At 71.5% G+C, this 12,077-nt stretch carries 13 protein-coding genes; 5 read left to right on the top strand and 8 right to left on the bottom strand.

Translation table 11 applies throughout. The annotated features are described in order from the left end of the window. Positions 1–3 precede the first annotated feature (3 nt). Both AB0D67_RS11730 and AB0D67_RS11735 read left to right on the top strand, forming a co-directional pair. Entirely contained in the window at positions 4–672 is a 669-nt protein-coding gene (locus AB0D67_RS11730; protein ID WP_362932625.1) for a ribonuclease HII, read from the top strand. Between the two features lie 318 nt (positions 673–990). Further along, positions 991–2,181, top strand: coding sequence for a transposase (locus AB0D67_RS11735; RefSeq protein WP_362932626.1), 1,191 nt, complete (start codon positions 991–993; stop codon positions 2,179–2,181). 44 nt (positions 2,182–2,225) lie between these two features. On the opposite strand, the gene AB0D67_RS11740 is transcribed toward AB0D67_RS11735, so the two are convergent. Next, positions 2,226–2,519 (bottom strand): nucleotidyltransferase family protein, encoded by a 294-nt coding sequence (locus AB0D67_RS11740; protein WP_362932826.1) that lies wholly within the window; start codon positions 2,517–2,519, stop codon positions 2,226–2,228. 138 nt (positions 2,520–2,657) lie between these two features. On the opposite strand from AB0D67_RS11740, the gene AB0D67_RS11745 reads away from it, so the two are divergent. Beyond that, positions 2,658–3,776, top strand: a complete 1,119-nt coding sequence (locus AB0D67_RS11745; protein WP_362932628.1) for an LLM class flavin-dependent oxidoreductase — start codon at positions 2,658–2,660, stop codon at positions 3,774–3,776. Here AB0D67_RS11745 and AB0D67_RS11750 read toward each other — a convergent pair. Then, positions 3,773–4,159 (bottom strand): SCO5389 family protein, encoded by a 387-nt coding sequence (locus AB0D67_RS11750; protein WP_362932630.1) that lies wholly within the window; start codon positions 4,157–4,159, stop codon positions 3,773–3,775. The two genes, AB0D67_RS11745 and AB0D67_RS11750, sit on opposite strands and share 4 nt — an antisense overlap. Before the next feature lie 71 nt (positions 4,160–4,230). Beyond that, a complete protein-coding gene (locus AB0D67_RS11755) occupies positions 4,231–5,196 on the bottom strand; it encodes an ATP-binding protein (RefSeq protein WP_362932632.1) in 966 nt (321 codons plus the stop codon). A 105-nt stretch (positions 5,197–5,301) separates the two neighbouring features. Between AB0D67_RS11755 and AB0D67_RS11760 the strand changes: the two genes are divergently transcribed. Next, the gene (locus AB0D67_RS11760) at positions 5,302–5,622 is read left to right on the top strand and encodes an SMR family transporter (protein WP_362932634.1); all 321 of its coding nucleotides are present in this window, start codon (positions 5,302–5,304) and stop codon (positions 5,620–5,622) included. 43 nt (positions 5,623–5,665) lie between these two features. Here AB0D67_RS11760 and AB0D67_RS11765 read toward each other — a convergent pair whose 3' ends face one another. From AB0D67_RS11765 to AB0D67_RS11785, 5 genes are all read right to left on the bottom strand, one after another. Further along, positions 5,666–6,142 carry an Rrf2 family transcriptional regulator gene (locus tag AB0D67_RS11765; protein ID WP_362932636.1) on the bottom strand — a complete coding sequence of 159 codons (477 nt, stop codon included), beginning with the start codon at positions 6,140–6,142 and terminating at the stop codon, positions 5,666–5,668. A gap of 4 nt (positions 6,143–6,146) precedes the next feature. Further along, the gene (locus AB0D67_RS11770) at positions 6,147–7,181 is read right to left on the bottom strand and encodes an ABC transporter permease (RefSeq protein ID WP_362932638.1); all 1,035 of its coding nucleotides are present in this window, start codon (positions 7,179–7,181) and stop codon (positions 6,147–6,149) included. Next, positions 7,171–7,944, bottom strand: coding sequence for an ABC transporter ATP-binding protein (locus AB0D67_RS11775; RefSeq protein WP_362932829.1), 774 nt, complete (start codon positions 7,942–7,944; stop codon positions 7,171–7,173). Before AB0D67_RS11775 ends, AB0D67_RS11770 begins: the two co-directional genes overlap by 11 nt. 233 nt (positions 7,945–8,177) lie before the next feature. Then, positions 8,178–9,245, bottom strand: a complete 1,068-nt coding sequence (locus AB0D67_RS11780) for an ABC transporter substrate-binding protein (RefSeq protein ID WP_362932640.1) — start codon at positions 9,243–9,245, stop codon at positions 8,178–8,180. 271 nt (positions 9,246–9,516) lie between these two features. Continuing rightward, positions 9,517–10,860, bottom strand: a complete 1,344-nt coding sequence (locus AB0D67_RS11785) for an LCP family protein (RefSeq protein WP_362932642.1) — start codon at positions 10,858–10,860, stop codon at positions 9,517–9,519. A gap of 328 nt (positions 10,861–11,188) precedes the next feature. Between AB0D67_RS11785 and AB0D67_RS11790 the strand changes: the two genes are divergently transcribed. Then, positions 11,189–12,073, top strand: coding sequence for a hypothetical protein (locus AB0D67_RS11790; RefSeq protein ID WP_362932644.1), 885 nt, complete (start codon positions 11,189–11,191; stop codon positions 12,071–12,073). The last annotated feature ends 4 nt before the right edge of the window (positions 12,074–12,077 follow it).

Raw genomic sequence — 12,077 nt, forward strand, 5'->3', positions numbered from 1 at the left:
GCCGTGCCTCCCTCCTACGCGCTCGAACGCCTGCTCGCGGCCGGCGGCTCGAAGACGGTGGCCGGGATCGACGAGGTCGGCCGGGGCGCCTGGGCCGGGCCCGTCGCGGTCTGCGCCGTCGTCACCGACCTGTCGGAGCCGCCCGCGGGGCTGACCGACTCCAAGATGCTCGCCCCCGCCCGCCGCACCGCGATGGCCGCCGAGATCACCGGCTGGGCGGCCGGGATCGGGTACGGCGAGGCGTCGTGCGAGGAGATCGACGAGCTGGGCATGACCGAGGCCCTGCGCCGGGCCGCCCGCCGTGCGCTGGCCGAGCTGCCGGTCCGGCCCGACGTGGTCGTCCTCGACGGCAGGCACGACTACCTCGGCGCGCCGTGGCCGGTGCGGTGTGAGGTCAAGGCCGACCTGTCATGCGTCTCGGTGGCCGCGGCGTCGGTGGTCGCGAAGGTCCGCCGCGACGCCCACATGGCCTCACTCGGTTTCGAGGAGTACGGCTTCGCCGACAACGCGGGCTACCCGTCGCCGGTCCACCAGCGGACGCTGGCCGAGCGCGGGCCGACGGAGCACCACCGCCTGTCGTGGTCCTACCTCGACGACCTCCCCCGCTGGCGCCACCTCAAGCGGCACCGCAACCCACTGGCGGGCGAGGGCCAACTGGGGCTCTTCGGCTGAGAGCTCATTCCCCTCGGTGGGCGCCCGGGACCGTCGAGCCGCCGGACGATGGCGGGATCGAGCAGCCAGAGAAGGCCGAGGGCGTGTTTTTCAGGTCCGCTATGTGAGTCCTGGAAGTCACCCACCCGGCGTTGAGGTCAACGGAGAAATACGCGTGGGCCAATGTTGCGAAGGCCACGGATCTGCCGCCAGGGGATGTCGGGGTGGCTGGCTCGGAGCGCATCATTATGACCCTGCAGTATGGAGGCCCCGTCCTTCAGGGCGGGGACTTCCTGATTCACCGGCGACGGTCAAGTGACGTTCGGTAAAATGTCGTGCGTGTCCCGCTACCGGCTGCAGCCAACCCCCTCCCAGGAGGCGGCGCTGGCGGAGCACTGCCGTCATGCCCGGTACATATGGAACCTCGCCGTCGAGCAGGACTCTTTCTGGTGGCCCGGGCGCGGCAGCTCGCCAGGCTTCGCCGAGCAGTGCCGCCAGCTCACCGAGGCCCGCGCCGCCCATCCCTGGTTGGCTGAAGGATCGATCATCGTACATCAGCAGGCGCTGAAGGACTTCGCCCAGGCGATGGCGAACTTCTTCAACGGAACCCATGAGCGGCCCACCTGGCGCAAACGTGGACGGGATGAGGGCTTCCGCATCGTCGCGGTCAAAACCGAGGACGTGCGCCGCCTGTCACGCCATGTCGGCGAGGTGCGCGTCCCCAAGGTGGGGCTGGTTCGTTTTCGCTGGTCGCGGCCGGTGCCAGCCGGGGTGAAGTCCTACCGGGTGACCCGGGACCGGGCCGGGCGCTGGCACATCGCCTTCGCCGCCATTCCTCAACCGATTCCCGCGCCGGGCAACGGTCAGATCGTAGGCGTGGACCGGGGTGTGGTGGTCTCGGCGGCGCTGTCCACCGGCGAACTGCTCACCGTCTCACCCCTGCGAGAGACGGAACAGGCGCGGCTGCGGCGCTTGGAGCGCAAGCTCGCCCGCGCCAAGCGCGGCTCCAACCGGCGGGCGAAGGTCAAGGCCGCCCTTGCCCGGCTGAAAGCGCGGCGCAAGGATCGGCGTAAGGACTGGGTGGAGAAGACCAGCACCGATCTGGCGCGCCGGTTCGACGTCATCGCGGTCGAGGACCTCAAGGTCGCCGCGATGACCCGCTCGGCCCGCGGCACGGCCGACAAACCCGGTCGCAGGGTGCGGCAGAAGGCCGGGCTGAACCGCGGCATCCTGGCCAACGGGTGGGGTCTGCTCGTCACTCGCCTGGAGGACAAGGCACCCGGCCGGGTCGTCCGGATCGATCCGGCGTTCACCAGTCAGCGCTGCTCGGTGTGCGGGGTCGTGGATCGGAGGGCGCGTGAGAGCCAAGCGCGCTTCCGGTGCCGCTCCTGCCATCATGCCGCCCACGCCGACGTGAACGCCGCACGCAACATCGCACACGCGGCAGGGCATGCCGTGACTGCGCGGGAAGGGCCACGGGATGCCGGGCCGGTGCACCGCGAACCTCAACCTGGCCTCCTCATCGCGTAGGACAACGGGTTGGAATCCCTTGTCTTTCCAGGCGGGGGAGGAAGTCAAGCCGCGTAGAGGACTCGCGCGTCATGGAGGACCCGGTCCTTGATCGTTTCGTTGAGGTAGCGCTTGGCCACCAGGTCGACGGGGCGGCCGAAGAGGTCTTCCAGCTCCTCCTGGAGAGCCATGAGCTCGAAGAGGCCGAGGGAAGCGCCTTCGGTGTGGACGTACAGGAGGTCGATGTCGCTGTCGGGGCGATCCTCCCCCCGCGCGGCCGATCCGAAGACGGACAGCTCGCTGACACCGAACCGCCTGCACAGTTCCGTGAGTCGTCTTTCCACGGCATCGAAGTCCATCTCCACCTCCCCCTCCATCGTGCCACGCCGTCCGGCTCGTGCCCGGGTGAACGACGATCTCGTCACCGGCCTCCGTGGATCGGGGGTAACGGTGGTCTGGTCTTTCCCGGGCGGGTCCGCTGATCCACAGTGGGCGGCATGCGGATGGGCGTCTTTCTGATCGCGGCGGGTTTTCCCGGGCGGGACGCGGGAGAGGTGCTGCGGGACACGGTGGAGGCGGTCGCCGTCGCCGAGGAGGCCGGTTTCGACGACGCGTGGATCGCCGAGCACCACTTCATGTCGTACGGCGTGTGCCCGTCGGCGGCCACGCTGGCCGGGGTGGCGCTGGGCCGTACGTCCCGGATCGGGGTGGGGACGGCGGTGAGCGTGCTGTCGACCCGGCACCCGGTGGACCTGGCCGAGCAGGCGGCGATCCTCGACCGCGTCTCGGGCGGGCGGTTCACGCTCGGGGTGGGGCGGGGCGGCCCGTGGGTGGACCTGGAGGTGTTCGGCACGGGGCTCGCGCGGTTCGAGCGGGGGTTCGGCGAGTCTCTGGACCTGCTGTGCGCGGCCCTGGGCGGGGGGACGGTCTCGGCGGAGGGGGAGTTCTTCCGGTTCCGTCCGGTGCCGGTGGTCCCGCCCGCGCGGCTGCGGCCGGTGGTGGCGTGCACCTCCGCGGCGACCGTCGCGCTCGCCGCGGAGCGGGGACTGCCGATGCTGCTGGGGATGCACGTCGGCGACGCCGAGCGGGCCGCGATGATCGGTTCCTACAGTACGGCGAGCGAAAACCGGCACGGGGGCCGGGGCGCAGGGAACGGGGACGGCGGTCCAGGCGGCAGGCGTCGGGAGGGCGGTCCGGGGGCCGGAGTCCCGGATGGCGGTGCGGGGGACGGGAGCCGGAACGGCGACGCGGGCGGGGGCGGGGATCCCGGGCACGTGGGGGCGGCCGTAGGGTACGTGGCCGACACCACCGAGCGGGCCGTACGGGAGCTCAGGGAGGCCATGCCCAGGTGGCTGGGGCCGGGGCTGGCCGGTCACGTGCCGGTGGACGGCCGGCCCGGTCCGCGGCGTGACATCGGGGCGTACGTGGACTTCCTGTGCGACACGCACCCGGTCGGCTCGCCGGGACGCTGCGTCGAGATGATCGCGCGTACCGCCGCGGCCACCGGGTTGCGGCACCTGATCCTCATGGTCGAGGGTGCGGGCGACCACGCCCGCACCCTCGACAACATCCGGCGGCTCGGGGAGCAGGTGCTCCCCGAGGTCAGGGACCTTTAGCAGTCGACGAGTTCGGGTGACTGGTTGAGGATCTGGGACCTCGCGGTGACGAACTCGGCGAGGGCGCCGGTGGCCACCGGGTCGAAGACCGCGACCCGGTGGCAGTTCTGGAAGGCGAGCCTCATGCCGAAGTGGCGCTCCAGGGCGCCGCGCATGGAGTCGCTGGCCAGGCAGCGCAGGAGCTGACCGCGGGCCTGCTCGTCCGGCGGTGGAACGGTGTTGTCGGCGAATTCGGCGCCGGTGCGTTCACGCCTCTCGACCAGCTCGGTGATCACCGACCAGGCGTAGGGCAGGGAGTCTCGGACGCAGGCGACGAACGCCTCGTCGTCGACCTCGCCGGTCCTGGCCTGGTCGAGAAGATCTTTCGAAACGGTCAGCGACATGCTGCGTTCTCCTCTCGCGGATCGCAAAGGGGACGTTTTCCGACACTAGGTCGGCTTGTCGGCCGGTCCACCTAGCGGGGGAGCGACACTCGTGTGGGTCCGAAGACGAACCCGGGGTCGACCTGGGCGGCCAGGTCCTCGCCGGTCGCCCGGTTCGCCCAGGCCCTGGCGTTGCGCAGGTGGAACTCGACCGCCTGCTGCCCGAACTTCCACCAGTCCTTCTCCTGGGCGTCCAGGCGCGCGAGAAGCGTGCCGAGCGCCTTCATGCCGGCCGGTTCCAGGTCGCCGAGGGTGAACGGGCGGCCCTGCTCCATGGCCCGGACCGCCGCGGAGTGCTCCAGGCACACCAGCAGGTCGTCGCCCACGTGCTCGCGCAGGAAGGCGACGTCGGACGGGCCGTGGACCTTGTTGCCGACCACCGCGACCGGCACGTCGAAGTCGGCGGCGTAGTCGCGGTACTGGCGGTAGACGCCCACCCCCTGCCGGGTGGGCTCGGCCACCAGGAACGTCAGGTCGAAACGGGTGAACAACCCGGATGCGAAGGAGTCGGCCCCGGCGGTCATGTCGACCACGACGTACTCGCCGGCGCCGTCGACGAGGTGGTTGAGGTACAGCTCCACCGCGCCGACCTTGGAGTGGTAGCAGGCCACCCCCAGGTCGGTCTCCTCGAACGGGCCGGTGACCATCAGGCGCGGCCCGTCGGGTGTGATGGCCGAGAAGCGGGTGTGCACGGGGTCGTCGGGGTCCCCCGGGTGCAGCAGCCGCGACCCGCGGCCGGGCGGGGTGGTCTTGACCATCGCCGCGGCGGAGGAGATGAGCGGGTTGTCGCCGCGGAGGTACTCCTTGATCTCGGTCAGGTGCGCGCCCATCGGGCGGGGCAGCGCGTCCTGCGGCATCCCGAGCGCCATGCCGAGGTGCTGGTTGATGTCGGCGTCGATCGCCACGACGGGCCCGCCCCTGGCGGCGACGTATCTCGCGAACAGCGCCGACAGGGTCGTCTTGCCGCTGCCGCCCTTACCGACGAATGCCACCCTCACGTCGACCGTCCAATCATGATTATGAAAACCGTTTCACTCCGCTGGATCATCATGCCACGGAGGGCGGGTGAGCAGGGGCGGAAACACTGTGAGAGGCTCGGCCAGATGACGTTCGCATGGGTGTTGCTGGTGCTGTCGGGTCTGATGGAGACCGCGTGGGCGGTGGCCCTGGACCGGTCGGACGGGTTCTCCAGGCCGGTGCCCAGCGTCATCTTCGCGGTCACGCTGGTGCTGAGCATGGCCGGGCTGGGGTACGCGCTGAAGTCGATCCCGGTCGGTACGGCCTACGCCGTGTGGGTCGGGATCGGCGCGGTCGGCACGGCGGTCGCCGGCATGGTGTGGCTCGGCGATTCCGCGTCCCTGGCGAGGATCGCCTGCCTGCTGCTGGTCGTCGCCGGGGTCGTCGGCCTGAAGGTCTTCCACTGAGCCGCGCGGCCGGTCCGGCGGGCCGACCGCCCGGGAGACCGGGTCACCGGTTCGCAGGGCCCGCGGCGGGATCCCCGGCCCACGGGACGGTCGGCTCGCGAGACCCGGCCGCCGGGTCCGCGCGGCCGCCGGGGACGGTGTTCCGGGTGATGTGGGCGATGGTGATCTCGGAGAGCAGGGTCTCCTCGTGCTCGCGCAGCACGCTCCAGACGTGCGCGATGGGCCGGGCGACGCCGGGGTAGTCGTCGTTCCTGAAGTGCTCGGGCCGGCCCTCGATCACCATGATCACATCGGCCAGGGTGATCTCCTCGGGGGGCCGGGCCAGCCAGTAGCCGCCGTCGGGGCCGCGCTGGCTGTGGATCAGACCGGCCCGGCGCAGCTGCAACAGGATGTTGTCCAGGAACCTCCGCGGGATGTTCTGCGCCGCGGCGACCTTCTCCGCGGGCACGGGCCCCGGGCCGGTGGCGGCCAGCTCGGCGACGGCCCGCAGCGCGTACTGGGTCCTGGCGGAGACGCGCATGCCGTCAGGCGCTCGTCCGCGCGAGGCCCCAGCGGCGGCGCAGTGAGGTGTCGGCCGTCTCGAACAGCAGGTCCACCCCGATGCCGATGACCAGGATCACGATCATCGTGGAGAGCAGGCCGGCCGAGTCGGCGAGTTCGCGGTCGAAGAACAGCCGCTCGCCCAGCGACGACTGATGAGCGATGATCACCACCAGCTCCCCGGCCATGAGCGACCGCCAGGCGAAGGCCCAGCCCTGCTTCAGCCCGGCCAGGAACGACGGCAGCGACGCCGGCAGGATCACGTGACGGTAGAGCTGCAGGCGGCGGAAGCCGAGCACGTGCCCGGCGCGCAGCAGGATGGGCGGCGTGTAGTCCACCCCGGTGATCAGCCCGTTGGCGATGGACGGCGTCGCGCCGAGGATGACCACGAAGGTGATCGCGCTCTCGGTCAGCCCGAACAGCAGGATGGCCAGCGGGAACCAGGCGATCGACGGCATGGTCTGCAGGCCGGTGATCAGTGAGCCGAAGGCGGCCCGCAGCACCCGGACCCGGGAGACCAGGGCGCCGACGACCAGCCCCACCGCCACCGAGACGGCGAAGCCCGTCACCGCGCGGCGCATCGTCACCCCGATCGCCTCCCAGTAGTCGCCGCTGGTCAGCCGGTCGAACAGGACCGGGGCGACGTCGGCGGGCCCGGCGAAGACGTACTCCGGCCAGAAACCGGCCCACACCACGCTCTGCCACACCGCCAGCACGATGGCCACGGCCAGCGCCATCGGCCACAGGCGGCCCCAGACGCGGGCGGCCGGGCCGCCGGACGACTCGCCGCCCAGCTCCAGCGCGTCGAGTCCGGCGAGCTGCCGGGCGTGGGCGTCGGCGGGCACACGGTCCGCGCCGGCGACCGCGACGGCTCCATTGACCTCGCCGCCTCCGGTGGCCCCGTCGTCTCCGGTGTCTCCGGGGCCGGCGGTGCTCCCGGGGCTTCCGGCGGTCGCGGCGGCGGTCGCGGTGTGACCGGCGTCGTCGACGCCGGTGGTGATCCTGGTGTCAGCGGCCATGGCGCATGACCTCCTCCCGGAGCCGGCCCGTCACCGCGCCGGCGATCTCCGCCACCTCGGCGGAGTCGGTACGGCGGGGCCGTTCGAGCGTGATGGGGAAATGCTCGACGACCCGCCCCGGACGGCTGCTGAGCAGCACGACGCGGTCGCCGAGCCGTACGGCCTCGCGGACGTTGTGGGTGACGAACAGGACGCTGAGCCGGCGTTCCCGCCAGATCCGCTCCAGCTCGTCGTGGAGCAGGTCGCGGGTCATCGCGTCCAGCGCGCCGAACGGCTCGTCCATCAGCAGGACGTCGGCGTCCTGGGCGAGCGCGCGGGCCAGGGAGACCCGCTGGCGCATGCCCCCGGACAGCTCGTGCGGGCGCTTGCCGCCGAAACCGCCCAGGTGGACGGTCTCCAGGAGCGCAGTCGCCCGCTCACGACGTTCCCGGGAGGCCACGCCCTGGACCCGCAGCGCCATCTCGACGTTGGCCGAGACGGTGAGCCAGGGGAACAGGGCCGGCTCCTGGAACATCATGGCGATCTTCCGTCCGCCGGTGCCGATCCGGCCGGCCGTGGGGCTGTCCAGCCCGGCGACCAGGGAGAGCAGCGTGCTCTTGCCGCAGCCGGAGGCGCCGAGCAGGCAGACGAACTCGCCCGGGGCGACGGAGAGCGTGACGTCGTCCAGGGCGTGCAGCCCTTTTCTGCCCTGGCCGTAGACCTTGGAGACGCCGTCCAGCCGGACGGCGGGGCCGGTGTCCCCGGCGTCTCCGGCGTCCCCGATGGTTCCGGTGGTTCCGGCGTCTCCGGCGATCCCGGAACGGACGGTCCCCGGGGCCGGGGCGGTCCGGCCGTCCGGCGCGTCCCCGCCGCCCCGGGCGTTCGGGCCGTTCCGGTCGCCCCGGTCGCCCCGGTCGCCCCGGTCGTCCCGGGCGCGTTCTCCGAGTGGAGTCCTCACGTCCTCCTCCTTCCGATCTGCGGGTTCTGCGGTTTCGGCGGGTACGGCGGGCCCGGCGCTCACCTGTCGGCGATCTCCGGGCGGCCCTTGGCCTTGTGGATCTGGTTGAGGACCGACAGGTCGTAGATGCCGTTCAGGTCGACAGGCTGGAGCAGGCCGATCTTGATCGCGTGGTCGGCGCTGGCGGTCAGGGAGGAGGCGATGGGGTCGTCGGTGAAGGTGATGTTGGCGAAGGCGCGGTCCAGGACCTCCTGCTTGAGCGGCTTGCCGGTCAGCTCGGCGAGGGCCGCGTTCACGGTCTTCGCGGCGTCGGCCGGGTCGGCCTCGATCGCCGCGTTGGCCTCGACGTGCCCTTCGAGGAGCTGCCGGACCGTCTCGGGGTGCTCGGCGGCGAACTCCTGGCGGACGATGAGGTGGGTGATCACGAACTGCTTGCCCGGCCACAGGTCCCGCTCGTCGACGAGGACCTTGCCCTTGCTCTCCAGGACCAGCCGGCTGGCGAACGGCTCCGGAACCCACGCGCCGTCGATGTCGCCGGTGGCGAAGGTCTGCAGCGTCTGGGAGTTCTCCTGGGGGACGATGCTGACGTCGCCGCCGCCCTTGGTGTCGGCCTTCAGCCCCTTCTGCTGCAGCCAGTAACGCAGGGCGACGTCCTGGGTGTTGCCGAGCTGGGGGGTGGCGATCTTCTTGCCCCGCAGGTCCTCGACGCTCTTGATCTCGGGCTTGACGACCAGCGAGACGCCGCCCGAGGCCGCCCCGGCGACGATCTTTATGGCCTTGCCCTTGGACTTGGCCCAGGCGTTGATGGCGGGGTTGGGACCGATGTAGGTGGCGTCGACCGCGCCCGAGAAGACCGCCTCGATCGCGGCCGGTCCGGCGTTGAAGGTGCTGGTCTTGAGCTTGGTCGAGCCGAGGTGCCTGGCGAAGAGACCCTTCTCCACGCCGACCAGCGCCGTGGCGTGGGTGATGTTGGGGAAGAACCCGAGCCGCACCTCGGCGAGCTTGTCTCCGCCACCGGAGGCGGTCGCGGTGCCCGCCGTCTCCGATCCCCCGCAGGCGGTCGCCAAGGTCGTGAGCGCCAGTGCGGCCAGTGCCGCCACCACCCCGCGAGCCCTGCGAGCCTTCATGGCCACTCCTAATTCCTACTAAACAAGTCGGCTATGTGTATATAAAGGCCGAGTCTACCCACCTGTCAAGTAGGAAATGAGCACGAGCTGGTCACGGCCCCCTCCGGCGGGCGCCGGACGCGACGGGTTCTGCGGTGCGCGCTTCGAGGCGGGTCCTGTGCCGCGAGATTGGAGGTGGATGAGGACGGCGGGTCCGCGCGGTGCCCGCCGTTTCGGACGGGGCCCCGGGGGGTCCGTACGGTGCCCGCCGTTTCGGACGACCCCCGGAGGGTCAGCCGCAGACGGAGTCGAGGACCGTCGCGCCGTTCGGGCGGAACCGCTGGGAGTCTCCGCGGTGCGTCACGACGGCGGGGGCCGGCCTGGTCAGGGTAGCCGCGATCTTGTGCTTGATCAGGTCGTAGTCGGGGTACGCGGTGTTGATCAGCGGCGGGACGAACTGCAGGGTCCGGATCTTGGACCGCTTCACCTTCTCCGCCAGCTCGATCAGGTTCGGCAGCATCCCCTGCGGGATGTCGGTGGAGACGGCGTGCATCGTGGCGTCGGCCAGCTTCTCGAAGCTCCGGAGGACCGTCACCGGGTTCGCTTGCTTGGCGACGGCGTTCATCAGGCACTTCTGCCGGCCCATCCGGACGTAGTCGTCGCTGTAGGTACGGGCCCTGCCGTACCAGAGGGCCTGCTCGCCGGTCAGCCGGCGGGTGCCGGCGGGGATCAGTCCCTCGTTCTGCCGGCCGTACACGATGGGGTCCCGTACGGTGACCCGCACGCCGCCCATCGCGTCGATGATGTCGGCGAAGCCGAACATGTCGACCATCGCGTAGTAGTGGACCGGCAGGCCGGTGATGCCGCTGACGGTCCGCTTCAGCAGCGTGGGGCCGCGGTGTCCCCGGGGGACGCCCGGGACGACCTCGGGGTGGTCCTCGGCGTACTGCCAGACCTCGTTGAGCAGGCCGGGGGTGTAGGGCGGCTCGCCGCCGAAGCCGTAGGGGAAGTGCCGGTGAGCCGGGCCGGGGGGCATCGGGACCTTCTCCAGGTTTCTCGGCAGGCCGAACAGCACGGTGTCGCCGGTGTGGGTGTCCACGCTGGCCACGGTCATGCTGTCGGTGCGCACCCCGACCCGGTTGGCCGCGGCGTCGGCTCCGATCAGCAGGATGTTGATCCGGTCGCGGCCCTGCCAGGGGTCCACCGGGATCGGCGCGCTGTCGGCGGCGAAGACCGAGGTCACGACGTGCTGGGAGACGTAGGCGAGCCGGGCCGCGTACGCCATGGGGGCGATGACCAGGGCGCACAGCACGCCCACCGCGAGGGCCGACAGCAGCCGGGCCGGGCCGGACAGCGACTCCGGCCGGACGAGCTGGTAGGAGCGCACGACCACGGCCACGGTCGCGGCGGCGAACAGCAGTGCGGCCAGCCCGAAGGCCCACAGCCAGGCCGGCTGGACGATCAGGGCGAGCAGCTCGTCCCGGGAGGTGAGGAGGAGGACCGCGACCCCTCCGACGAGGGTGACGTAGGTCCCCATCAGGGCGACGCCGACCGCGCGCCGCCCGGCCCACAGATGGGCCAGACCCCACAGGACGGCCGACCCCAAGGTGATCGCCAGGCTCGGCCCAATGTTCAAACGACCCCGTTGACCTGCCATCTCTCTAACATCTCCTGTCCGTTGGCCCCAGACGTCACAGGTTAGTAACGGTTTTCGGATGAATGCGCTATGAGGCGATGCGACGCGCGGGGAAGTCCGAGTCAAGGTTCGTTGGGGGGTCCCTGCCGTTTCCGGTAATTGACCACGCTCAAATCACGGCCAAAAGAGCGACATATACGGTTTTCCGCGATGAATTCGGGGATTTCCCGCTAAGGGACTAGCGAGGGAATCGGTCCGAGGGTGATCGGCGGGTGATCGGCGGGCGGTGGGGGGAGCGGTGCGGGGAGCGATAAGCGTCTTTTCGATCATGCTCGGCTGCGCGCTCACCCCGTTCGCGCTCGCCGGTTTCTGGGTGGCGGACGAGATATCCGGCTCCGGCCGCTATGTGGCGGACGTCGCGCCGGCGGCGGCCGACCCCGCGGTCCGTGACGCCGTCGCCGACCGCGTCACCGCCGCGTTCTCCCGGCCGCTGCATGGCATGGACCGCCCGGCCACCGCCGACCTCGTCCACAGGTCCGTGAACGCGGTCGTCACGGGCCGCGACTTCCCCGCCGTGTGGGCCGAGCTGAACCGGGCGGCGCACCGGCGGGTGGTCTCCGCGCTGCTCGGCGGCCCCGGGCGGACGGTCCCCGAGCGGGTGGACCTGGACCTCACCCCGGTGTACGGCATGGCCCGGCGGGAGCTGGCCGCGGCCGGGCTGGCGGGCGCCTCACGCCTGCCCGTCCTGCACCCGCGGATCGGGCTGTTCCCCGTGCGGGCGCTGCACGACGCGCGGACGGTCTGCGGCTGGCTGGTCCGGCTGAAATGGGTGCTGCCACTGCTGCCCGTGCCGCCGCTGGCGGTGGGGATGATCCTCGCGGGCGACCGCGGGGACGCGCTCACCGGCGCCGGGTTCGGGCTGGCCGCGAGCATGGTCGCGCTGACCGCAGGGCTGGCCGCCGTCCGTTCGCTCTGCCTGCCCGCCCTGGCGGACGGCGGTCCCCCGTCCCCGGCCGTTTACCCGATCTTCGACGCGCTCGCCCTGTTCCCCAGGGTCGGCCTGCGCGTCGTCTTCGCGGCGGGCCTGGTCACGGTCGGTGCGGTCTCCATCGTTCGCCGGCACCGGGCCGCGCGGGCACCGGACCCGGGCACCGGTGCCTCCCCGGGCACCGCGCCGTTCCCGGCCTCCGCGGGAGCCGAGGCGCCCCCCTGATCAC

It is taken from the genome of Streptosporangium sp. NPDC048047 (assembly GCF_040653115.1).
Lineage (GTDB): Bacteria > Actinomycetota > Actinomycetes > Streptosporangiales > Streptosporangiaceae > Streptosporangium.